20 protein-coding genes and 2 tRNA genes are annotated in these 24,116 nt (G+C 57.9%); 7 read left to right on the top strand and 15 right to left on the bottom strand.

Annotated elements, in window-relative coordinates:
- The 5 genes from ARC85_RS14635 to alaS all read right to left on the bottom strand — a co-directional run bounded on the left by ARC85_RS14635 (position 1) and on the right by alaS (position 4,693).
- Positions 1-77 (bottom strand) — tRNA-Arg (locus tag ARC85_RS14635).
- 55 nt (positions 78-132) lie between these two features.
- Positions 133-222, bottom strand: a tRNA-Ser gene (locus tag ARC85_RS14640).
- A gap of 126 nt (positions 223-348) precedes the next feature.
- Complete coding sequence (csrA, locus tag ARC85_RS14645) at positions 349-546, bottom strand: carbon storage regulator CsrA (RefSeq protein ID WP_011784483.1); 198 nt, start codon at positions 544-546, stop codon at positions 349-351.
- Between the two features lie 172 nt (positions 547-718).
- Positions 719-1,957, bottom strand: a complete 1,239-nt coding sequence (locus tag ARC85_RS14650; protein WP_011784482.1) for an aspartate kinase — start codon at positions 1,955-1,957, stop codon at positions 719-721.
- Positions 1,958-2,062: 105 nt separating this feature from the next.
- Positions 2,063-4,693, bottom strand: coding sequence for an alanine--tRNA ligase (gene alaS, locus ARC85_RS14655; RefSeq protein ID WP_199451769.1), 2,631 nt, complete (start codon positions 4,691-4,693; stop codon positions 2,063-2,065).
- 158 nt (positions 4,694-4,851) lie between these two features.
- Here alaS and ARC85_RS14660 point away from each other — a divergent pair, with 158 nt between their 5' ends.
- Entirely contained in the window at positions 4,852-5,388 is a 537-nt protein-coding gene (locus tag ARC85_RS14660; protein ID WP_011784480.1) for an RDD family protein, read from the top strand.
- Positions 5,389-5,396: 8 nt separating this feature from the next.
- On the opposite strand, the gene lptG is transcribed toward ARC85_RS14660, so the two are convergent.
- Entirely contained in the window at positions 5,397-6,458 is a 1,062-nt protein-coding gene (gene lptG / locus ARC85_RS14665; protein ID WP_022991724.1) for an LPS export ABC transporter permease LptG, read from the bottom strand.
- Positions 6,451-7,554, bottom strand: a complete 1,104-nt coding sequence (gene lptF / locus ARC85_RS14670; RefSeq protein WP_114435061.1) for an LPS export ABC transporter permease LptF — start codon at positions 7,552-7,554, stop codon at positions 6,451-6,453. The genes lptG and lptF overlap by 8 nt, the downstream gene beginning before the upstream one ends.
- A gap of 225 nt (positions 7,555-7,779) precedes the next feature.
- Between lptF and ARC85_RS14675 the strand changes: the two genes are divergently transcribed.
- The 5 genes from ARC85_RS14675 (at position 7,780) to ARC85_RS14695 (ending at position 14,495) form a co-directional block, all read left to right on the top strand.
- Positions 7,780-9,270 (top strand): leucyl aminopeptidase, encoded by a 1,491-nt coding sequence (locus ARC85_RS14675; protein WP_041656703.1) that lies wholly within the window; start codon positions 7,780-7,782, stop codon positions 9,268-9,270.
- Positions 9,260-9,769, top strand: a complete 510-nt coding sequence (locus ARC85_RS14680; protein WP_286715265.1) for a DNA polymerase III subunit chi — start codon at positions 9,260-9,262, stop codon at positions 9,767-9,769. The genes ARC85_RS14675 and ARC85_RS14680 overlap by 11 nt, the downstream gene beginning before the upstream one ends.
- Positions 9,770-10,172: 403 nt before the next feature.
- Positions 10,173-13,025 (top strand): valine--tRNA ligase, encoded by a 2,853-nt coding sequence (locus ARC85_RS14685; protein ID WP_286715266.1) that lies wholly within the window; start codon positions 10,173-10,175, stop codon positions 13,023-13,025.
- 4 nt (positions 13,026-13,029) lie between these two features.
- On the top strand, positions 13,030-13,914 hold the full coding sequence (locus ARC85_RS14690) for a ketopantoate reductase family protein (protein WP_286715268.1): 885 nt from the start codon (positions 13,030-13,032) through the stop codon (positions 13,912-13,914).
- A 23-nt stretch (positions 13,915-13,937) separates the two neighbouring features.
- On the top strand, positions 13,938-14,495 hold the full coding sequence (locus tag ARC85_RS14695) for a cob(I)yrinic acid a,c-diamide adenosyltransferase (protein WP_011784473.1): 558 nt from the start codon (positions 13,938-13,940) through the stop codon (positions 14,493-14,495).
- Positions 14,496-14,525: 30 nt separating this feature from the next.
- Here the strand turns inward: ARC85_RS14695 and ARC85_RS14700 are convergent, their stop codons facing one another.
- The 4 genes from ARC85_RS14700 to ARC85_RS14715 form a co-directional block, all read right to left on the bottom strand.
- Complete coding sequence (locus ARC85_RS14700; protein ID WP_011784472.1) at positions 14,526-16,556, bottom strand: methyl-accepting chemotaxis protein; 2,031 nt, start codon at positions 16,554-16,556, stop codon at positions 14,526-14,528.
- A 116-nt stretch (positions 16,557-16,672) separates the two neighbouring features.
- Positions 16,673-17,560 (bottom strand): histidine kinase, encoded by an 888-nt coding sequence (locus tag ARC85_RS14705; protein WP_199451768.1) that lies wholly within the window; start codon positions 17,558-17,560, stop codon positions 16,673-16,675.
- Positions 17,560-18,171, bottom strand: a complete 612-nt coding sequence (gene ampD / locus ARC85_RS14710) for a 1,6-anhydro-N-acetylmuramyl-L-alanine amidase AmpD (RefSeq protein WP_114435067.1) — start codon at positions 18,169-18,171, stop codon at positions 17,560-17,562. The genes ARC85_RS14705 and ampD overlap by 1 nt, the downstream gene beginning before the upstream one ends.
- A gap of 105 nt (positions 18,172-18,276) precedes the next feature.
- Positions 18,277-20,577, bottom strand: coding sequence for a DUF1631 domain-containing protein (locus tag ARC85_RS14715; protein ID WP_153741334.1), 2,301 nt, complete (start codon positions 20,575-20,577; stop codon positions 18,277-18,279).
- A 223-nt stretch (positions 20,578-20,800) separates the two neighbouring features.
- Between ARC85_RS14715 and nadC the strand changes: the two genes are divergently transcribed.
- Positions 20,801-21,640 carry a carboxylating nicotinate-nucleotide diphosphorylase gene (nadC, locus tag ARC85_RS14720; protein ID WP_023011365.1) on the top strand — a complete coding sequence of 280 codons (840 nt, stop codon included), beginning with the start codon at positions 20,801-20,803 and terminating at the stop codon, positions 21,638-21,640.
- 16 nt (positions 21,641-21,656) lie between these two features.
- Here the strand turns inward: nadC and ARC85_RS14725 are convergent, their stop codons facing one another.
- Genes ARC85_RS14725 through ARC85_RS14740 form a run of 4 tightly spaced genes read right to left on the bottom strand, consistent with a single transcriptional unit; the run spans position 21,657 to position 24,105 of the window.
- A complete protein-coding gene (locus tag ARC85_RS14725; protein WP_022991712.1) occupies positions 21,657-21,998 on the bottom strand; it encodes a YqcC family protein in 342 nt (113 codons plus the stop codon).
- Positions 21,999-22,008: 10 nt separating this feature from the next.
- Positions 22,009-22,806 carry a ParA family protein gene (locus ARC85_RS14730; RefSeq protein ID WP_286715271.1) on the bottom strand — a complete coding sequence of 266 codons (798 nt, stop codon included), beginning with the start codon at positions 22,804-22,806 and terminating at the stop codon, positions 22,009-22,011.
- Positions 22,807-22,849: 43 nt separating this feature from the next.
- Complete coding sequence (gene hda, locus ARC85_RS14735; protein ID WP_153741332.1) at positions 22,850-23,548, bottom strand: DnaA regulatory inactivator Hda; 699 nt, start codon at positions 23,546-23,548, stop codon at positions 22,850-22,852.
- Entirely contained in the window at positions 23,545-24,105 is a 561-nt protein-coding gene (locus ARC85_RS14740; protein ID WP_011784464.1) for a CDP-alcohol phosphatidyltransferase family protein, read from the bottom strand. The genes hda and ARC85_RS14740 overlap by 4 nt, the downstream gene beginning before the upstream one ends.
- Positions 24,106-24,116 lie beyond the last annotated feature (11 nt).

Genomic DNA, 24,116 nt, shown 5'->3' on the forward strand with positions numbered 1-24,116 from the left:
TGGCGCGGCTGGGAGGATTCGAACCTCCGACCGCCTGGTTCGTAGCCAGGTACTCTATCCAGCTGAGCTACAGCCGCGCATCGCAACGTTGAGTGCTACCTCAACTGTTCTCACTTCTCTCCGGGGAGAAAATGGCGGAGAGGGAGGGATTCGAACCCTCGGTACGATTGCTCGTACGGTTCCTTAGCAGGGAACTGGTTTCAGCCACTCACCCACCTCTCCTTGAGAACGGGGCGTATACTACCATAATTTTTCTGTTTTCATAGGGTTGACACGACTTTTTTCTGGCCGATTTTCCCCACAATCAAAAAAGCCGTCCGGGTTACCCTCGAACGGCTTTTTAACTGATCAACGATTGCCCGATTCCGGCTCTTCGGAGCCTTTTTCAGATTGAATTCGCTGATAGATTTCTTCGCGGTGAACCGCCACATCTTTTGGCGCGTTCACACCGATGCGTACCTGATTCCCCTTTACACCCAGAACGGTGACGGTAATTTCGTCGCCGATCATGAGGGTTTCGCCAACACGGCGAGTTAAAATCAACATATCCCTTACTCCCTATTCCAGAGCTACCTGTTCCGACAAACACTACTGTTTACTTATTGCTTTTATAATGAGATCACTTCAGACACTAAAGACGCAGAAATACTTATACTTACCTGAACCCTGATAGCTATCTTCAATGACCTTGATCAGAGAGCATTTGAGACTTCCCGCCTCAGGCACTCTCCTCCACCCCGGCTTTATCCAGCTCGAACGCACTGTGCAGTGCGCGAACGGCAAGCTCGAGATACTTCTCATCAATCACCACCGAAATCTTGATTTCTGACGTGGAGATCATCTGAATATTGATGCCCTCATTGGACAGCGCTTCAAACATCTTGGTTGCAACGCCCGCATGGGAGCGCATACCCACGCCCACAATGCTGACCTTCGCGATCTTGGTATCTCCACCCACTTCACCGGCACCCAGCTCGGCGGTAACACCGCGCAACACTTCCTGGGCCCGTTTGAAATCGTTGCGATGCACCGTAAACGTAAAGGCAGTCTTGTTATCCTCGCCCACGTTCTGAACGATCATATCTACTTCGATATTAGCATCACTGACGGGCTTGAGAATCCGCAGTGCGCTGCCCGGTGTATCGGGTACACCAGAGATAGTCAGCTTGGCTTCGTCACGATTGAAAGCAATGCCGGAAACAACCGGTTGTTCCATGGCGTTCTCATCCTCAAAAGTAATCAGGGTGCCCTCGCCTTCCTGAAAGCTGGACAACACCCTTAATGGAACGTTGTATTTACCTGCAAACTCAACTGAGCGAATCTGGAGTACCTTAGAACCCAGACTAGCCATCTCGAGCATTTCTTCAAATGTAATGCGCTCCAACCGGCGGGCACTGTCCACTACCCTGGGGTCAGTTGTGTAAACACCATCTACATCAGTATAGATCTGGCATTCATCGGCTTTCAGTGCCGCCGCCAGGGCAACCGCCGTGGTGTCAGAACCGCCACGGCCGAGCGTGGTGATATTGCCGTTGTCATCAATGCCCTGGAAGCCGGCTACCACAACCACCCGACCGGCATCCAGATCTTCCCGCATGCGCTGCTCATCAATCTGCTTGATACGCGCCTTGGTATGGCTGCTGTCCGTGAGAATCCTGACCTGGGAACCGGTGTAGGACCGGGCATCGCAGCCCCGCTTCTGGAGAGCCATGGACAACAGGGCAATGGTTACCTGCTCGCCGGTGGAAACCAGAACGTCCATCTCACGGGGGGTAGGCTCATCCATAATATCGTTGGCGAGTGCAATCAAACGGTTGGTTTCACCGCTCATGGCCGAGACCACAACCACGACATCGTGCCCTTCTTTGCGGAACCGACAGACCTTGTCAGCTACCGCTTCAATCCGCTCGGTTGTCCCGACGGACGTACCACCAAATTTCTGAACCAGCAGAGCCATGTTTCCCAAACTCCGAAACGGGGTGTCACAACGGGGCTAGGCGCCCCGCCATTAAAAACAAACGGGCGGGATTATAAACCTCCGCCCGTATCAGAAAACAGTTGTTTACCCGATATTTTGCTCAACCCAGGCCGGTACACCAGCCAGGGCTTCGGCCAGACGGGATGGATCATTACCACCACCCTGGGCCATGTCGGGGCGACCGCCGCCTTTGCCATCTACCAGCGAGGCCAGATGCTTCATTAAAACGCCAGCCTTGATGCGGTTGGTGGCGGACTTGGTAACACCGGCCACCAGCACCACCTTTCCGTCTTCGACAGTGGCCAGCACCACAACGCCCTCGCCCAGCTTGTTCTTGAGCTGATCCGCAGTTTCCATCAAGGCCTTGCGGTCAGCGCCTTCCATCTCGGAGGCCACCACTTTCAGGCCTGCCACTTCGACCGCGGAACCAGCCAGATCAGTACCCGCGGAACTCGCCAGTTTTGCTTTCAGGGCATCGACATCCTTCTCAAGCTGGCGATTGCGGTCCAGAACCTGCTTGACCTTGTCGACGACAGAATCACGGGTGCCCTTCACCAGACGTGCGGTCTCGCGCAGTGTACGCTCGGTTTCATCAACCCATTCCAGCGCACCCAACCCGGTTACAGCCTCAATACGACGAACGCCAGAGGAAATGCCGCTTTCGGAGGTAATGCGGAACAACCCGATATCGCCGGTACGGGCAACGTGAGTACCACCACACAGCTCAACAGAGTATTTGTCGGTACCCATGGTGAGCACCCGTACTACATCGCCGTACTTCTCGCCGAACAGAGCCATCGCTCCTTTTTCCTTGGCGGTATCCATATCGGTAATGTCGATATCTACCGGCGTGTTCTCCAGGATCTGTTCGTTAACCGTACGCTCGATCTCTCTCAGCTGCTCCGGCGTCACGGCTTCGAAATGGGAGAAGTCGAATCGCAGTTTGTCCGGGTCGACCAGCGAGCCCTTCTGGGTAACGTGTTCACCCAGGATATTGCGCAGGGCCGCATGCAGCAGGTGCGTAGCCGAGTGGTTGCGCTTGGTGCGCTCACGACGGGCATGATCAATCCGCGCATCCACTTCCAGCCCGGGGAACAGCTCACCTTCAATCAGGGTGCCCACATGCAGATGGTTATCCCCTTCTTTGCGGGTGTCGGTTACCTGGAAGCGGCCACCGCTCCAGGTCAGCAGGCCGGTATCACCCACCTGACCACCAGACTCCGCATAGAACGGCGTGCGCTCCAATACCACCACACACTCATCACCCGCTTCCGCGTTACGCTCCTCACCGTTGACCAGCACCGTGCGGATACGTTCATGGCCGTCGACGTGGTCATAACCGGTAAACTCGGTCTTGCCCTCAATCGTGATGCCGGCGGCATTGTAGTCGATACCAAACTTGCTGGCGGCACGAGCCCGGTCGCGCTGGGCCTCCATGGCTTTTTCGTAGCCTTCGTAATCCAGAGTCAGGCCACGCTCGCGGGCAATATCGTTGGTCAGATCGACCGGGAACCCATAGGTATCGTAAAGGGTAAACACGGTTTCACCGGGAATCTCGGTACCCTTCAGCTCCGCAATGTCCTGCTCCAGCAGGCGCAGGCCTTTGTCCAGGGTCTTGGCGAACTGCTCTTCCTCCTGCAGCAACACCTTTTCGATCTGCTTGCGACTACTCACCAGCTGCGGATAAGCCTCGCCCATCAGTTCAACCAGAGCGCCGGTAAGCTTGTAGAAAAACGGCTGGGTAGCACCGAGCTTGTTGCCGTGGCGAGCTGCGCGACGAATGATTCGGCGCAGAACAAAGCCGCGACCTTCGTTGGACGGCATCACGCCGTCGGCAATCAGGAAGGCGCAAGAACGGATATGGTCCGCCACCACGCGCAGAGACGCTTCTGTGGTGGCCGCACCACCCAGGATGTCGGATGCCGCCTTCAACAGGTCCTGGAACAGGTCGATTTCGTAGTTACTGTGAACACCCTGCAGAACCGCAGCAATCCGCTCAAGCCCCATGCCGGTGTCCACCGAGGGCTTGGGCAGGTTCAGCATCTCGCCATCGGCAGTGCGGTTGTACTGCATGAAAACCACGTTCCAGATTTCGATGTAGCGGTCGCCATCTTCTTCCGGGCTGCCGGGAGGCCCACCTGCCACATCCGGGCCGTGATCGAAGAAAATCTCGGTGCACGGGCCACAGGGTCCTGTATCACCCATCTGCCAGAAGTTATCGGAGGCGTAGCGGGCGCCTTTGTTGTCGCCGATGCGCACAATCCGTTCCGCCGGCACACCGATTTCCTGGTTCCAGATATCAAAGGCTTCGTCGTCTTCGGCGTAAACCGTTACCCACAGCTTCTCCTGGGGCAGGTTGAGGTGCTGTTCGCCAGTCAGGAAAGTCCAGGCAAAATTAATGGCCTCGCGCTTGAAGTAATCGCCGAAGCTGAAGTTGCCAAGCATCTCGAAGAAGGTATGGTGGCGCGCGGTATAGCCCACGTTCTCCAGATCATTGTGCTTGCCACCGGCACGCACACATTTCTGGGAGCTGGTCGCTCGTGTATAGTCGCGCTCCTCGCGGCCGAGGAAAAGATCCTTGAACTGGTTCATCCCCGCGTTGGTAAACAGCAGAGTGGGATCATCGTGGGGTACCAGTGAACTGCTGGGCACAATGGCATGCCCTTGCTGCTGGAAATATTCGAGGAATGCTTGTCGCAACTCTGCGGTTTTCATAGACCTTTGATACCTTTCGACCTGATACACCTTGCCAGACACCCGCCGAATGAACCGCCGGGTCTGAGGTTAAATGCGATTACTTACATGCGTGTGCAAATCGGCTACTCTAGCACACGCCGAGAACTTGAAAAACGTGAAAACTCACAGGAGACGCCATGCCCCGACGCTTTCATGAAGCCGATGAACTTCTGCCACCGGCGACCGGCCTGAAACGCGCCCTGGCCATTATTTACGATGGACTGATCAGTATCGCCGTGCTGCTTGTCGCCAGTTGGGTATACACCATGATTGCTGGATGGATTACGGGTTGGGATCGCTATGAACAAATGGCCGAAGCCGGTGAACTCTCAGGAGACCCGGGGCTGACCTTCGTTCTGTTTCTGGTGCTGTATCTGTTTTTCGCCTACTTCTGGACCCGCATCGGCCAGACCCTCGGCATGCAGGTATGGCGCGTTCGCATCGAGAATCTTGATGGCACCTCCGTGAGCTGGACCCAGGCCCTGATTCGCTATGTTACCGCTGCGATCATCGTTTTCCTGAGCATTCTCGGCGCCTACTACCTGGGCGCGCTGACGTTGTTGCTCAGCATCCCGGCCATCATCGCGCTGTTCTATCCCATCAATGGGTTGTCGCTGACCGACCGCACCTCCAACAGCGTGGTTGTTCAGGTGGCCAGGCCCGAGAAAAAATAGGTCCGGCACTACCCTGCCCGACGCATCAGGACGGCTCCGACAATACCGTTAACAACAATCGGAGCCAGCACCGCGATCAGCGGATTAAAGCCATAAACCATACTCATCGGCCCCAGCAGATCCTGCATATACTTGAACAGCAATCCCACCAGCAGACCGGTAAATACCCGGAACCCCATGGTCACAGACCGCAGTGGCCCGAACACAAAGGAGATGGCGACCAACACCATCACCGCCGTGCCCAGGGGCATCAGTGCCTTTTTCCAGAACGCGAGCCAGTATTGTGCCGCACTCAGCCCCTGCTCTCCGAGATAGGCCGCGTAGGTATACAGGCCCGTCATCGACAGATTCTCCGGCTTCACAATCAGTACACTCAGCACGCTCGGCGACAGGCCGGTCTCCCAACGCAGTGACGCACTCACATCACGCACGGTCCGCTCCGGTTCAATACGGGTGGAAGTCACGTTCTCCAGCAACCAGTAGTCGCCCTGGTAGATGGCACGCTCGGCGAAGCTGGCAACCTGCAGTTGCCGGGCATCGTCAAACCGGAACATCGAAACCCCATGCAACACACCGTTTGGCTGAACCGCATTCAGGTGCATGAAGGTATTGCCTTCGCGATGCCACACCCCTTCGGCGGAAGCCATGCTGCTCCCCGCACCTAACGCCACCGCCTTGTCACTCTGGGCAATGCGTTCGGTGATCGGCGCGACATACTCACCTATCGCCACGCCGAGCAGAACCACGATCAATGCCGGCTTCATGGCGGACCAGACAATGCGTTTGAGCGACACGCCGGCTGCCCGGATCACCGTCAGCTCCGAGGAACTGGCCATGGAGCCGAGGCCGACAAGGCACCCCATGAAGGCACCAAGAGGCAGGTAATCGTAGATTCGCCGGGGCAAGGTCAGCGCCACATACCACAACGCCTGCAGGGTTTGATATTCGTTGCGCGTATCTTCCAGTTCAGCAATGAACGCAAAGATCACATCCAGCGACAACACCACAACCATAACCAGGAACATGGCGCCGCCAACGGTACGCATGACATAACCATCGATCTTATGCACGCTGGCGCCCCTCCCTCTCAAGACGACGACGGTTCAGCCACCCGGGGCCAAACTGCAGCCACAGGCCGAGCGCCAGGAACAGCGCATGCACCCAGAGCATACCCACCCACTCAGGCACCTTTTCATCCGCCAGCGCATCCCGGGCCACAATCAGTAAACCCAGATAGGTGATGTAAACCAGCATTGCCGGCAATAAATGGAAAAAACGCCCCTGGCGGGGATTCACCCGACTGAGCCGAACGGCCAGCAAGGTAACGATCGGCACAATCAGCGGTAGCGATATTCGCCAATGCAGCAGAGCACGATCTTCCGGATTATCTGAATGCCACAGTGCCAGAGTGCTCAGGCCTTCCTCCAGCTCCTTACTGCCCTCCTGGCCGCTGACAATCTTCAAACCGTAGGCTTCAAATTCAGTGACATTGTAATCAAGCCTGCCGGGAGTGCCCTGAAAACGACCACCATCCTCCAGCACCAGAAACCGGCTGCCGGTTTCCTCATCAATAAACTGGGAACCAGACTCCGCAGTGATCAGAGTGACACCCTTACCATCCTTGTCGTACTCGGCAATAAACACCCCCTGCAACTGGCGCTTGTCGTCGCTCAGGGCCTCGGTGTAAGTAACCCGATCGCCGGAGGTAAAGTCCTGAAACCGCCCCGGGGCCAGCATTTCAAACTCGGTGGCCTTTCGTTGCTCGTTAAAGATGTGCTCCACCTGTTTCATGCCCCAGGGAGAGATGTAAAGACTCATGGCCCCCACCACCAGCATGACCGGCAGCGCTCCAAGCAACGTTTTCGCCAGCAACTGCTTTTCACTCACACCGCAGGCGAACAACACCGTCATCTCGCTTTCGAGGTACATCCGCCCATAGGCCAGCAGAATTCCGATAAACAGGCCCAGAGGCAGAATTAATTCCAGAAACCCGGGGAAACGATACCCCATAATCGCAAACAGGACGCCGGCCGCAATCTCGCCCTCAGCAGCATCGGCCAGATACTTGATAAAACGCCCACTCATAAACACCAGCAACAGAATGCCAGACACCGCAAGCATACTGACCATGATCTGGCGAATGAGGTAACGGAAGATAATACTCAAATCAGTCTCTCTGGCGGCGCCGTCATTGGAGATGGAGGTTAAGGAGAACAGCGCGTATTCTATGTAACCTCGCCGACGAATGACAGTACGGGGCCTACACGATAAAACCATCGTAACGAAGCGGGCACCCGGCTTGATTAATAAAGGCTTTGCCCCAATCCTTATGAGCATTGCCATCAACATTCAATTCAATTGAATAAAGCACAATCTGACAACGGAGTTGCCATGAATTTCAGCCTGAGCAGCAAAGCCATCACAGCCACCAAAGCCGACTGCCTGGTTATCGGCCTGCCTGAGAAAGGCGAGTGGCCAGAATCCACCAAAGCGGCAGACGACGCGCTGGGCGGACTGATCAAGCAACTCGAGAAAGCCGGCGACCTGACCGGCAAGAACGCCTCCGTGAATACCCTGCCCCTGGTGGATCAGCCCTGGCAGCGCGTTGTGGTAATTGGCACCGGCAAAGATGCAGACCGCACAGCCACAGCCTACCGCAAGAGCCTGATTGCCATGACCGGCGCATTGAAAGATGGCCCCTCCAAAAGTGCACTGATCAGCCTGACCGATACTGCGGTTCAGGGCGAAGCTGCGGTCAGCTCTGAAGAAGCCCGGCTAAACCTGATTGGCCGGATTCTGGAAGACCAGCTCTACACCTTCACCGAATTCAAAAGCGACAAGCCTGCCGCCCGCAAACTGAAAAAAGTTGTGGTACAGGCATCCGGCGCCGGCAAGTCCCTGAAAGATGCTTTCAACCTTGGCCTGGCCACCGGCCGCGGCATGAACTACACCAAAGACCTGGGCAACACCCCACCCAACATCTGCCACCCGGTCTGGCTTGCCGAACAGGCCAAGGCCATGGCCAAAGACTACGACTCCATCCAGACCGAAGTTCTGGACGAGAAGCAGATGGAAAAACTGGGCATGAACACCATCCTGGCCGTAGGCAAAGGTTCCAAGCAGCCTCCGCGCCTGATCGTGATGGAATACCGTGGCGGCAAGGCCAAAGACAAACCCTACGTACTGGTGGGGAAAGGCATCACCTTCGATACCGGCGGCATCAGCCTCAAGCCTGGCGAAGGCATGGACGAAATGAAATACGATATGGGCGGTTCTGCCAGCGTATTCGGCACCATGAAAGTCCTGGCTGAAACCAAACCCAAGATCAACGTGGTTGCCGTGATCGCTGCCGCTGAAAACATGCCCGACGGCGGTGCCTCCCGCCCCGGCGATATCGTCAAAACCCTGAGCGGCATGACCGTCGAAATCCTCAACACGGACGCTGAAGGCCGCCTGGTACTGTGCGACGCCCTCACCTACGTGAAGAAATTTGACCCGGCAGCCGTGGTCGACATGGCCACCCTCACCGGCGCCTGCATTATCGCCCTGGGCAATCATGCCACCGGCCTGCTGTCCAACAACGACGAGCTTGCGAACGAACTGCTCGCCGCCGGCGAACGCACCGGCGACCGCGCCTGGCGCCTGCCGCTGTGGGACGAATACCAGAGCCAGCTCGACAGCAACTTCGCTGACATGGCCAACATTGGCGGCCGCCCGGCCGGTACGATCACCGCCGCGTGTTTCCTGAGCCGCTTTGCCAAAGACTACCGCTGGGCCCACCTGGACATCGCCGGCACCGCCTGGAACTCCGGCAAAGCCAAAGGTGCCACCGGCCGCCCGGTCCCCCTGCTGGTCGACTACCTGATGACCCATGCAGGGTAACCAGCCAAACCCACCGGAGCCCGGCAGCCACGCTGCCGGCCCCTCTGGCCGGGACGATAAAAACCAGCGCTACTGGTTCCACATCCTCGCCCAGAACACCCCCGCCGCCCGCAACCTCCACGCCGCCAAACTCGTGGACAAAGCCTGGCAGCAGGGCGACCGCGTGTGCATCCTCTGCGACTCCGAAGACCAGGCCCAGGAACTCGACGACCTGCTGTGGAACTTCACCCCCGAAGCCTTCATCCCTCACAGCATCGCCAAAGAACCAACCACACCTTGCACCGACCCCGTCGGCATTTTGCTCTACCCGCCAGCCGCGGTGGACTGGGATACCGTTATCGTCCTGTCCTCAACCCTGCCTGAAGACGCTGACCAATACCGCCGCCTAGCACTGGTGGCCTATAATGATCCGGCCGTATTGAACCAAGCTCGGGGGCACTACAAGCAACTCCGAACAATGGGAATTGAGGCGAAGGTGCATGATATGCGGCGGAGGTAATTCGTTTTTTGCCACGGACGCTCACGGACCCACACGAACAGCAAACGAAAAGCAAAACTCACCAGCGACCAGCAAAAAGTTCGACCTGTGAGGTTGGGGGTAGGCTTTCCAAAAATTTCGTAGGCCATGGATGGCCGGAGACAAGCGCCACAGGGGCTCAGCCGAGCGCTTATGAAGCGAAGCTTCATGCGAAAGCTGAGCGACCACAATCTGTGATTGTGGGCCGGGCCCCGAAGGGGTGCCGCAAGGAGCGCTTTTTGGAAAGCCTACCCCCAACCTCACACTGCACCACATCCGCAGTCTTCGTTTCACTGAGGTTCGCCGCATCAACAGCGACCATGTATAATCGGCCAATTCAGAATTTCCCTATGTGAATCAACCAAAACGGTCACTGCATAATCCCATGGAAAAAACCTACCAGCCAGAAAACATCGAGCGCCAGTGGTACGAAAACTGGGAATCCAAAGGCTATTTCCGCCCCAGCGGAGAAGGCGATTCCTATAGCATCGCCATCCCGCCACCCAACGTGACCGGCAGCCTGCACATGGGCCATGCCTTCCAGCACACCATCATGGACACCCTCACCCGCTTCAAGCGCATGCAGGGCCGTAACGCACTGTGGACCGTCGGCACCGATCATGCCGGCATCGCCACCCAGATGGTCGTCGAACGCAAACTGGCTGCAGAAGAAGACAAAACCCGCCACGATCTCGGCCGGGAAGAATTCATCAAGCGCATCTGGGACTGGAAAGAACACTCCGGCGGTACCATCACCCGCCAGATGCGTCGCCTGGGCAACTCCGTGGACTGGAGCAACGAACGCTTCACCATGGACGATGGCTTCTACAAAGCCGTACAGGAAGTCTTTATCCGCCTGTACGATGAAGGCCTGGTGTACCGCGGCAAACGGCTGGTGAACTGGGACCCGAAGCTGCACACCGCTATCTCTGATCTGGAAGTCGAAAACAAGGAAGAAAAGGGCTATTTCTGGCACCTGCGCTACCCGCTGGCCGACGGCCAGAAAACCCAGGACGGCAAAGACTACGTCATCGTCGCCACCACCCGCCCGGAAACCATGCTGGGTGACACCGCCGTAGCCGTCCACCCGGACGATGAGCGCTACCAGCATCTGATTGGCCAGCACGTTCTGCTGCCGCTGGTTAACCGCCGCATTCCCATCGTGGCCGACCACCACGCCGATCCGGAAAAAGGTTCCGGCTGCGTGAAGATCACCCCCGCTCACGACTTCAACGATTACGCCGTAGGCAAACGCAACAACCTGCCCATGATCAACGTCATGACGCAGGACGCCAACATTCGTGAAATCGCCGAAGTCTTCAATGCGGACGGCACCGAAAATTCCGAGATTAACAGCGCCCTCCCGGCCGCCTATGCCGGCCTGAGCCGGGAAGCAGCCCGCAAGCAGATTGTTGCCGACATGGAACTGGCAGGCCTGGTCGAGAAAATCGAAGACCACGTGCTGAGCGTACCCCGCGGTGATCGCTCCGGGCTGATCATCGAGCCGATGCTGACGGATCAGTGGTTTGCAGACGCCAAGACCCTGGCCAAGCCGGCTATTGAAGCGGTAGAAGACGGTCGCATCCAGTTCGTACCCAAACAGTACGAGAACATGTACTTCGCCTGGATGCGCGACATTCAGGACTGGTGCATCTCCCGCCAGCTCTGGTGGGGGCACCGGATTCCTGCCTGGTACGACGCTGAAGGCAATATCTATGTGGGCCGGAGCGAGGCTGAGGTTCGCAGCAAACATCAGCTCCCGGACACACTGGAACTCAAGCAGGACGACGATGTACTGGACACCTGGTTCAGCTCCGCCCTGTGGACCTTCGGCACTCTGGGCTGGCCGGAAATCACCGAACGGCTGAAGACCTTCCACCCCACCGACGTGCTGGTGACCGGTTTCGACATCATCTTCTTCTGGGTTGCCCGGATGATCATGATGACCATGCACTTCATCAAGGATGAAGACGGTACTCCGCAGGTTCCGTTCAAGACCGTGTACGTGACCGGTCTTATCCGGGACGAGCACGGCGACAAGATGTCCAAGTCCAAGGGTAACGTGATCGACCCGCTGGATATGATCGACGGCATCAGCCTGCCGGACCTGCTGGAAAAACGCACCGGCAACCTGATGCAGCCCAAGCTGGCCGAGAAAATCGGCAAGCGCACCGAGAAGGAATTTCCGGAAGGCATCGCCGCCCATGGTACTGACGCCCTGCGTTTCACCCTCGCCGCCATGGCGACCACCGGCCGTGACATCAACTGGGATATGAAGCGCCTGGAAGGCTACCGTAACTTTTGCAACAAGCTGTGGAATGCCGCCCGCTATGTGCTGATGAACACGGAAGGCGAAGACTGCGGCGTGAACAATGAGCCGGTGGAACTGTCACTGGCAGACCGCTGGATCATCAGCGAACTGCAGCACTGCGAGCAGGAGGTGATCCGTCACCTGGACCAGTACCGCTTTGACCTGGCCGCCTACGCCCTGTACGAGTTTATCTGGAACGAATACTGCGACTGGTACCTGGAACTGTCCAAACCAGCCCTGAGCGATGACAGCGCCAGTGCCGAGGCCAAACGGGGCACCCGTCGTACCCTGGTACGCGTACTCGAAGCCGTACTCCGCCTGGCGCATCCGATCATGCCGTTCATTACCGAAGAAATCTGGCAACGCATTGCACCGCTGGCCTGCAAGCAGGGCGACAGCATCATGCTGCAGCCCTACCCGCAGCCGGATGCCAGCAAGCAGGATGCCGCCGTGGCCGCCGATATCGAGTGGCTGAAAGGCGTGATTGTAGCGGTGCGTAATATCCGCGGCGAGATGAACATCTCCCCGGGTAAGCAGGTACCGGTACTTCTGAAAGGCGGCAACGCCGACGATCAGCGCCGCCTGAACGACAACCGCCAATTCCTCATTTCCCTGGCCAAACTTGAGAAGCTGGAATGGTTCGAGGGCGACAAAGCTCCCATGAGCGCCACCCAACTGGTAGGCGAAATGGAAGTGCTGGTGCCCATGGCCGGCCTGATCGACAAGGACGCCGAACTCAAGCGCCTGGACAAGGAGCTGGAACGCCTGAACAAGGAAATCGGTCGCCTGGAAGGCAAGCTGAACAACGAGAAGTTCACCGCCAAGGCACCAGCCGAAGTCGTAGAGAAGGAAAAAGAGAAGCTGAAGGATGCCCAGGGCAGCCTGCAGCGGCTCAGTGCGCAACGGGCAGAAATCGAGGCCATGTAAGGCCATGATCGCCATCCTCGGTGCCGGCTCCCTGGGCCGGCTCTGGGCGGCAACGCTACCTGCCGGGCAGGTAGCGTTTGTGCCCCGTCCGGGGCAGGCCCCTGCCCTCGTCTGTTATCGCTTTCAGCCCATTGACGGCGAATCAGGCAGTACCATTATTCCCTGGCTACAACCCGGCCAATCTCCTGATCTACTCCTGGTGACGACCAAAGCCGGCAACACTCTCGAAGCCCTCAAGGCGGCCCTGCCCTCCATTGCCAAACAGACTCCCATTGTGTTGTTCCAAAACGGGCTTGGGAGCCAGCAGCAGGTCACCGAAACATGGCCGGACCGGCCGGTACTGGCCGCATCCACGACCGAAGGCGCAAACCGGCCCGCCCCCGGGCTGACCGTTCACGCTGGCCGCGGCACAACCTGGGTCGGTGCCCTGAACCCGGCGGGGGACCCATCGGTCGAATGGGTTGCCCAACAGCTCGCCAGCAGCGGCCTCATGGTCCACCCTGAACACGACATACTGGCAAGGCTCTGGCAAAAACTGGTGATCAACGCCGGCATAAACGCCTTTACGGCCATTCTGGATTGCCCCAACGGAGAGATCCTGACACAACCGTTTTACCTGCAATGGATTGCCCCCTTGTGCGAGGAGATCAGCCGCCTGCTCCCTGCTGCCGGACAACCGCAACAAGCCCCGGAAGACCTGCGCGAGACTATTGAGGCTGTCGCCCGCAAAACCGCCGCCAACACGTCTTCCATGCGGGCTGATGTAAAGGCAGGCAGAACCACGGAAATCGACTTCATTAACGGTTACCTGGCGCGGCTCGGCCATCAACATGGCATACCGGTACAGGTGAACCAAATGCTCGCCGAACAGGTACAACAACTGAACTGACTTTTACCAGAGGGAGCAAGACCATGGGCAATCGCCTGTCGAAGATCTACACCCGAACCGGAGACGACGGTTCTACCGGCCTGGCCGATGGCAACCGTATCGCCAAAAATGCCCAGCGAGTGGAAGCCATGGGTATGGCAGATGAGCTGAATTGCCATATCGGCGTTTTGATTGAGACGCTTCCCTCTGGTGACCGTCTGATCGATACCTTCCGGCGCATTCAGCATCACCTGTTTGATCTGGGCGGCGAATTTGCCATCCCGGGCAGCAAGGTGATCAGCGACAATCACATTGAGTGGCTGGAGCAGACTCTGGACGAGTACAACACCGACCTGCCGCCGCTAAAAAACTTCATCCTGCCTGGGGGCTGCCCTGCCGCAGCACAATGTCATCTGGCACGGGCGGTCTGTCGCCGGGCCGAGCGCGTGGTGGTGGCCCTTGGCCACGAGGACTCCATCAATACTGCCTCGCGTCACTACCTGAACCGGTTATCCGATCTGCTGTTTGTCATCGCCCGAGTGCTGGCTCGCCGGGATGGCAGCCAGGAGATTCTCTGGGAGCAAAAAAAACCCGGCCTCTGAGGCCGGATTTTTCACAACAACAACCGCAGATTACACCTTGAATGCTTCCACCAGGCGCTGAAGCGACGCGGTAAGCTCCGACATCTGTCTGGACGAAGCCAGAGTCTCTTCGGCGTTGGAGGCAGTGCTCTGGCCAAATTCGCCAATGCGCTCCACGTTGGCATTCACGTTCCTGGCCACGGCCGACTGTTCCTCCGCCGCCTGGGCAATCTGGTGGCTCATATCCACGATTTCGGAAATGCCCGAGGCGATCCGATCCAGCGCTTCGGTCACTTCACCAGACTTCTGTACCGTCTTCTCCGTGGCATCGTGACTTGAGGTCATGGCAGATACCGCCTCTTTTACACCACCCTGAAGCCGGGAAATCATGCCTTCAATTTCCTCAGTGGACTTGTGGGTACGCTGGGACAATGAGCGAACCTCATCCGCCACCACCGCAAAGCCACGCCCCTGTTCTCCCGCCCTCGCTGCCTCGATGGCCGCGTTCAGCGCCAGCAGGTTGGTCTGCTCGGCAATTGCTTTAATCTCAACCAGAACCTGACTGATATTGTCACTGTCCGCACTCACCCGGTTGATGACATCAACGGCGCCTGCAATCTCCGTAGCCAGCCGGTTAATGGTCGCCACCGTATCGGCCACCACTTCCCGACCCTTCTCGGTATCTTTCTCGGCATTCCCCGCACTATCCGCCACCCGGTGCGCACTCTCGGTAACTTCATTGACCGCTTCCACCATCTGGCCCATGGCCTCGTTGATCTGACCGGTCTCTTCCATCTGTCGGGCCACGGCCTGACTGTTAGCCGATGCGGTGTCATTCACCCGGACCGCCTGCTGATCAACATCTGCTGTTGTAGAGCCCACCGACCGGACAAGCTCAGCAATACGATCGGTCATGTTGTTGAACTCAGAGGTGAGCTCCCCCAGTTCGTCCCGGTTGTTCAACCGGATATGGGTGGTCATATCGCCGGCGGCCACATTTCTTGCAGCTTCGCTGAACCGGTTGATGGCAATCCGCACAGACATAAAGAAGCCCACATAGAGGTAGACCACCACCAGCATCACAGCAATCAGCGCCACCAGAATCAGGGTGCGCTGCCCGGTCTGGCGAGCCAGGCGATCCTCAAGATTACCGGCAACCACATCGAAGATACGATCGCTGAGGGTATCGTAATATCCCATCTGCGCCGATACGGTCTCGTCGAATTCCTGCCAGGGCAGCTCCAGGCGCATAGGCGTAATGACATTCAGGTCCAGCTCATCACGCACTGTCATCAGGCTCTCTTCCGTGCGGGTCAACGCACCGCTCGCACTCTCTGCCAGCTGGGGCGACGCCTCCACAGCAACGGAAAGGGCCGGCGAAAGCAGCGAACTGCGGTTGGTCAACTGATCGTAGATTTCATTCAGGGTTTCGCTGAGTGCATAGCCCACCTGACCTTCCACCAGCGCAAAAATACCGTATGAACGGGCGCCGCCAACAACAGTGCGAGACTCAGGCAACGCAGAACGCACCAGCCCTAACAGCAGCAGGTTTTCCCGGGACGCATCCTGCCCCAACCCGCTGATTTCAATGGTCGCCGGCAGCAAGGCCATCACCTTCTGCACAAATTCCTGGTAGTACTTGAACTGGGGGTCAATGTTGCCCTGATAGTTATCGTTGGCTTTGAGCGTCTCCCATTCTTCCCTTACAGCCAGAATCTGCTCCTGCCAGGAGCCGGAGGTGTCAAAAGAACGCTGTGGTTCGGCGAGATCTGCCAACAGGGCGTCCATACGACTGGCCGCTTCGTTGGCTTTTTCGAGCAGGGGTTGTTCGTCTTTCAGAATGCCAGGGGCCTGATAGTCACGGTAATCCATCGACGCCACCAGCAGGCGTTCCACCTTCTGGAGTTCTGCAAGACCTTCAATGCCGCGGGTCATGGTCTGAACCGACTGGTTGAGCCCGGAAATCACCAACCAGCAAAGCACGATGATAGGGCCAAGAAAGAGAATGCTGATGAGGCTGAATTTGTAAACCATGGGCAGCCGATTCATCAGTGCTACAGCCGGATTGATTATATAGTTCACAGAGCCCTCGCTGCTTCTAACAACTGAATCTTTATTCTTTTGTTTGATTATCGCCCGTTGCCGGAAAAACTTAATCACTATTTAGTGTTATTCTGTAATCCGTTTTTGCTTTCCGGCTAGGCCATGCCTGCGATCACCAGCAATGCAAACGCACATATCCACACCAGCATGCTCCGGTTGAGGAGGTCCCTTATGGCGCTGAGGCTCCGTCCGCCAAAATCGGGCCACTCTTCCGGGTGCAACTCCGAAAAGCGCGCAGGATCAAGTGCATAACCAGTTAACGACCCGTTGGCGGAAATCATGAGCACATCCGCGGTCTTTTTCCCGAATCCCGGGAATACCTTGCGTATTTCCCGGGACCAGCCGGCCAGGTCACCGGCGAGTCCGAATGTGCATGACAGCAAGCGGGAAGGAATCCAGCCGATAAGCCGGGCCGCCCGCTGATAGCGTTCCCGCGCGGCCGCCTGCGGCCATTGGCCCGCCAGAGCTACAAGCCCGCGAGCCAGAAAAGCCAGCGCTATGCCGCCGACGGCGTACCAGAAAACCACCAGGAAGAAACGCTCGAAAACCGAGACCATCAGCGCCCGCGACACCGACAGGTGCATGGCTTCTGGCGATAGCGCCGCTCCTCTTTCGGAGGCGGGCAGGCGCTCTTGAACATGGTGCCAGGCAGCCTGCATATCTCCGCGCCGCCAGGCATCGGAATAGGCTCGCAGCACCTTGCGCCAGCCCGGCGCTCCCATCAGTACCACCATCAGCACCAGTTCAAGCGGATACAGGGCATAGCGGTAGCCCGCCTCACTGGACAGCGCCCACGCGCCAGCGAGCGCCAGAGAAGGTAACACAACCAGCAGCGCCCCTCTCCAGACTGACCGCTCCTGACCCGCTTCTACCCGGCCCCAACGATGAAACCAGCGACGCCAGATCTCATCGCTGGCCAGGTGGTCGGCGCGGTCCAGCCTGCGGCGAATCACGTACGCAATCAGAAAAACAACCAACGACATCAGGCCATCTCCTCGTTCGACAGCAGTGCCCGGAAGCGAGACCACTCAAACGCGGGCCCTGGATCGGTTTTTCGGCCCGGAGCAATATCACTGTGGCCGGCAATGCGACCCGGCGTGATTTCCGGCCAGGCTGTCATTGCCAGGAGCGCCAGACGCGCCAGCGCACGGTACTGATCATCGGTATAGGGAACGTCATCCGCACCTTCGAGCTCGATACCAATGGAGTAGTCGTTGCACTCCTCCTTACCCTGAAAACTGGAACGGCCAGCATGCCATGCCCTGTCCAGACAGCTGACAAACTGAATAACGGAACCATCCCGGCGAATCAACGCGTGTGCAGACACCTTCAGCTCTGCGATCGTTTCAAAATAGGGGTGGACAGCAGTATCCAGACAGTTACAGAAAAAATTCTCGATGTGCGGGCCGCCAAACTGTTCCGGCGGCAGGCTGATGTTGTGAACCACCAGCAGTGAGATAGAGGAACCGTCCGGGCGGGGACCAAAATTGGGCGACGGACACCAGCGCACGCCGGGGAACCGGCCACTGGAACGCAAAAGTGCTGCCGCATCTTTCAGGGAGTGTGGGTGATGATCGTTCTGGATACTAGACAACGTGTTTCCATCGGCGCAGGGGACTCATGCAGATGATTGAATCACAAAGCGCCCATGGATGCCACGACGTCGCCGGTGCCCTGCGCGGGCACTCAGTACCGGAGATCAGTCTTTTCGGTTATGACGCAGGTTGTCGATGATGGACTCCAGCGCCCGATCAAAGATCAGGCCGTCATCCAGCATGGTGATCGCCTGCTCCTGCAGAGCAATCGCCAGGTCATCCCGATGATATTCCGCCACCTTCGCACCACTGCGGTTAACAAAGATGTACTTGCCGGTGGCCTTGATGAAGGCCGCCAGCTTGCAACGGACCCTGGTCTCGTCTCTGGCCATCTCAACCCAGGATCCAACTCTCAGGCCGTCCGCCTTCGCCAGCCATTCCGCCGACGCTACTGGTGATTGGATCTCCGCGAATTCCTCGGCGACGGCTGCCGTCTCAACGCCGGCTGAGATCTCAGCAGGCTTGACTGACGCAGGTTCAGTCACCTCGTCAATCACCTCCGGCGCAGGTTCCGATTGCTCGGGAGTTTCCGCCGGCTCTGCCGGAGCTTCAGGTACCTCAAAATTCTCAATCGTGGGTGCCTTGTCTTCAACAACCGGCGCGGTCACCAGTTTCTGGAAAACATCGACATGGGCAAGCTCCAGGTCCCGGATGGCCGCATCGGTTGCAAACGGATCCCAGGAGATCTCCTGAAGCGCCTTGCGGAGCTCTTCCACCACCTCTGGAATCATTCGCAACAGTTCCGCCCGGGTATCAGAAGACACCGGTCGCGGGTCAACACTCCACACCAGCCGCTCGCTGATGGCCTTTGCCTGCAGCCAACGCTCGCTTTCTTCACCCTCGCGCAACACCACCCACTGCAGGTAGCGGGTCCAGGGCTCGTTCAGCACCTGTAAAACCGGATCGGGAATGTCCCGGCCTGCCGTGTGCTCACGGATAACATCGGTAGCAGCCTGACTGGCACGTTCCTGCCTGGCGCGTCCTTCTTCGGCATCCCGAAGGCGCTGCTCAACCAGCTCGCGACGCCGGCGATCCAGATCCATGAAGTGACCAAAGTCCTTCAGCAATTCCTCGAACAGCCCTACCTGATCGGTGTATTCGGTGAGCACCCGACCCACCACTTCCTCAATTTTTTCCCGAAGCGGATCACGCATTCCGGCACGTTTCTCGCTCCAGCCAATGGCGGCAAGGGCAAGTTCGTTGAGGAGCTTGCGAACCGGATGGCCACCACGATTGAAAAAGTTCTTGTCGCTGAGTGCGACCTTGAGCACCGGAATCTGTAGCCGCCCGATCAGCGCCTTCATAACCGGATGCAACTGCCGATCTTCGAGAATGAAATCAAACAGCATTGAGACCAGGTTGATCACATCACTGTCGACCTGCCCTACTGAGAATCGCTTCCCTTCCGGACCCTGCAACAGCGGCTGTAACTGCTGGCGCAAAGGCACCACATTGTCGCCTTCACCCTGCGGCGCTGCGCCCTGCAGTTCGTTCAGGCGCGCCATCAGACGATCGGTATCCAGAACAGCGCCGGTTTGTGCCATACCGGCACTACTGGTCTCTCCCTGGTGCAACAGCGCACTCAGCTCACTGAAAGTAGGCGACGGTCCATGGCCATTGGCAGTACCTTCGGCAGCCGGGGCTTCCTGGGCGGGCGCTGGCGAACCGCCTGCCTTTGGCGCACTGCGACCCGGCGCTACCTGAGCACCACCCACCGGAGCCCGCTTCATGTCAGGCAGCACGCCGGCGGCGATCAGGGTTTTGTTGCATTCCTGGTAGAAATCACTGAGCTTGTCCACCAGCAGGCGCTCAAACAGCTTCAAAACCACAAGCTTGGCACGGATATCAATATCCAGATCGGTGCAAGCATCCGAAATAGCGCCACAAATGACTTCCGGGCTGAGAGGCATTTGATCGTCAGAGAGATCCAACTGTGGAACAAGATGGCGAATCCGGGCCGCCAACATCCTTACCGGCTCCTGGTATCGATTCCGCAGGCGATTGGTCAGGTTATCTATCGCTACCTGCTGTTCAAGATCAGAGTGATCCACCAGGCTGAGGGAGTCCTGGTCCACTTCTTCCAGTGAACCACCGGAGCGGGCAGGTTTGAACTTACCCAGCTCGTTGAAGGCCTGGCTGACGTATTGCAGGACTGACACTGTCATTGCCTTCCGGCGCAGTCGCAGCTCCCGCATGGCGTCGAAGTAAGCAGTCTGGTCCTGGTTGGAGCCGGCCCGGTCTGCGAGGGCAAACAAACTGTCGTCAGCCTGTTCGAAAAAACTGGCAAGTACCGCCTTGAGTGACTGACCCGATGTGTCACGCAGTCGCACCAGCTCTACCGGTAACGAGAACCGGCTCACCGGCTTCTGACCGGCCAAGCGGACTACCTTGTTATCGTGCGCCATGTGGATGCTCCGGAATCGAACAGCTGATGGTACTTAAACCTTTATAGGATTACATCATACGGGCGAGTGTCGTCACCTTGTGTCAGAATTTGTCACCTTTTGTGTCAGCAGGAACTGCATCACACTTCAGACCCCTCACACCTCCATTTGGCGAATCGATAGCGCTGGCAGTAGAATTGCCCTCCACACTTTTCCAAGCCACCATCAACCTCCGGACGTCCCAATGATTTCTGCCGAACTGCTGCGCCAGGCCCGTATCGAATCCGTTGCCCAGAGTCTGCGGGAAGATATTGGCGATGGCGACATCACTGCCCAGCTGATTCCTGCCGAAAAACTGGCAACCGCAAGGGTAATCACCCGGGAAGACGCCCGCCTGGCTGGAAGCGCCTGGGTGGAGGAGGTTTTTCGCCAGGTGGATCCCTCAGTGACACTTCAGTGGCAGTTTCACGATGGCGACGACGTACCCGCCAACGCCGTGATTTTCCGCATGCAAGGCCCGGCCCGCTCGCTTCTGACCGCTGAACGAGCTGCTCTTAACTGGTTGCAGACCCTGTCTGGCGTGGCAACGGCCTGTGCCCATTACGCTCGCCGGGTGTCCCATACCAACGTCCGCCTTCTGGACACCAGGAAAACCCTGCCAGGGCTGCGACTGGCCCAGAAATACGCGGTGACTTGCGGTGACTGCGACAATCACCGGCTGGGGCTCTGGGACGCCTTCCTGATCAAGGAAAACCACATTGCCGCCTGCGGCTCCATTGCCAATGCGGTCGCCGAAGCGCACCGCATTGCACCAGGCAAACCCGTGGAAGTGGAAACCGAATCGCTCGCCGAACTGGACCAGGCTCTTGAGGCCGGGGCCGACATCATCATGCTGGACGAGTTCTCGCTTGCCGACATGGCTGAAGCGGTAAAGCGGAATGCCGGAAAAGCCCGCCTTGAAGCTTCCGGTGGCATCAACGCGCACACGCTGGTGCCCGTTGCCGAAACCGGCGTGGATTACATCTCTATTGGCGCACTGACCAAAGACGTACGAGCCATCGATTTGTCCATGCGCCTGGAGTAATCCAGTCCCGGAATAATCAGCGGCCGCCAGAGGACAACAGCCGATCCATCTCCTCAAGCGCTGAGATCAGTTCACGGCCGGACTGCTCACGCCCACGGAAATGCTCTTCTGCCATGGGCGCAATACCAGATACCTCTGGCAGCGCGTGACCGGCTTCCACCAGCGCCTTCATTTTTTCAAGAAACACGAACTGCAGCCACTGGGTGAAGTCCATGGTATCCAGGCAGAACGGCTGGGTACTCTGGAACGCCTCCGGTGGCAGGCTTTCTGTCTGCCAGACACCCAGTTGCCGAAGTTCAATTTCAATCTGCAGCAAACCGTCGGTCACCTGATCCAGGTGGCGTGCTTTTTCACTCATGGGATTCCTCTCAGTCTGCCAATGGCTCCAGCTCAACAGACTCCCCATGCAGCACACGGTATAGGTCCTCATACTGGCGTGTGAGCGTGTGTTTCGGAGCCATGTGAATCAGCGGTTGGCGACTCTGGTGTGATTCTTTCATCTTGACGGAACTGGACAGGCGTACCGGCAGCACCGGCAACCCCTCCTCCGTCAGCTCCCGGACCAACTGCCTGGGCAGGCTCGCCCTTGGCTGGAACTGGTTTGCAATGATGCCCTCAACAACCAGCTCCTCATTATGATCCTCATGCAATTCGCGGATTTCATGGAGGATGTTGTAGAGCGCCTGGCGGGAGAAATCATCGCAGTCGAACGGGATCAGGCAGCGCTGGGCAGCAATCAGGGCAGAACGAGTGTAGAAATTCAGGGCCGGGGCGGTATCGATATAGATCTCATCGAAACTGTCGCTGAGTTTTTTCAGGAACTCCCTGAGCTTGTAGATCTTGTGCTTGGCTTCGAGTTTGCGTTCCAGAAAATCCAGCTCAGGGCTGGATGGCAACACGTACAGGTTGTCGAATGACGAGGCGTGTACAAACTCGTCAGGTCGACGATTGAAGACACTGAAGGCGACCGTCTGCTCCAGCAGATCGGCAACGGTATCTTTCAGTTCAGCCGCCGGCTTGCCCAGCAGGTAGTGGGTGGAGTTGCCCTGCGGGTCCAGATCCACCACCAGGGTACGCTTTCCTCTTGCGGCGCTGATGGCCGCCAGATTACAAGTGATACTGGACTTGCCAACGCCACCTTTCTGATTGAATACAACCCGTCTCATGTCGTCTCTCCAATGGCCTTTATCGTTATTAATCCCTTTACCGCTACCATCCCATCACAGCTTTAACAAACGGAATGGTTAAACGTCGCTGGGCCTGCAGCGAATTCTCATCCAATGTATCCAGCAGCCCCAGCAGATCACCCAGCTTTCTAGGGGCCCTGCGCATGATGAAGCCGGCAACATCCTCACTCATCACCAGCCCGCGCTGCTCTGCCCGGGCCATCAGGATTCGCTGCCGGTCCTCATCCCGGTACACGCCCAACTGAATGAGCAAGCCATGCGCCAGGCGAGATCCCAGGTCTGCCAGCCCGAACGGCAGCGAAGCAGGCACCTCGGATAGACTGACCACCAGCAGGCCATTGCGGTCCAACACCCGGTTGTACAGGTGGAAAACCGCCTCCTCCCAGCCGGGATCCCCCGCGGCATGTTCCAGATCGTCAAGACAGATCACATCATGACTGTCCAGGCCCGCCAGGGCATCCGGGCCAAACGGCAACAACTCGACGATGCTGATGCAGACGGCAGTTTTCCCCATTTGCTCGGACTCATGGCAAATCGCCTGCAACAAGTGGCTTTTACCGGTATCGGAATCGCCACAGATCACGACCACCGGAAGCCCCGACGGCTCCCGGCACACCAGCTTAAGCCGCTGGGCGGCCGAACGGTTACGGTCGCCGTGAAAGTTGTCGAAGCGGGCATCGTCCCGGAGCTTGACCCCCAATACCATTTGTGAGGCTTTCATGACCGCTTCGCCCTCCAGGCCCGCAAACTCCACACTGCCACATAGTGCCCCCCGCTCACCAGCGCGCTGACGGCAACCAGCCAGATCCCGGTGTCGATGACCCAGGGCTGCATGGGCAAACCCGCCAGCAGGATGATAATGGCGAGCGCCACGAGTATCTGCACAAACGTGTTGATCTTGCCCGGAATACTGGGTTCCATATCGAAGCGGCCGATGCCGTAATGAAAAGCCAGGCCGCCGCAGACAATGACAAGATCCCGACCCAGCACCAGGGCAAACAGCCACAGCGGAAGTACACCGGTAATGGTGAGCATGAGGTAGGCCGAAATCAACAGCGCCTTGTCCGCGAGAGGGTCGGCCACAGCGCCAAGCCGGGAGCGCCAATTGAAATGACGGGCCAGAAACCCGTCAAAGGCATCGGTCAGTGCGGCAACGAAGAATATCACCAGAGACAGCCGATAGTTACCTTCCAGCAGCGCGCCGGCGAACGGCACGATCAGCACCATTCGCAGGAATGTCAGTGCATTCGGGATCCAGCGCCACTGCTTAGAACTCACCGGGCTGCCTC

Origin of the sequence: Marinobacter sp. tcs-11 (assembly GCF_002049515.1) — a bacterium.
Taxonomy (GTDB): domain Bacteria; phylum Pseudomonadota; class Gammaproteobacteria; order Pseudomonadales; family Oleiphilaceae; genus Marinobacter; species Marinobacter nauticus.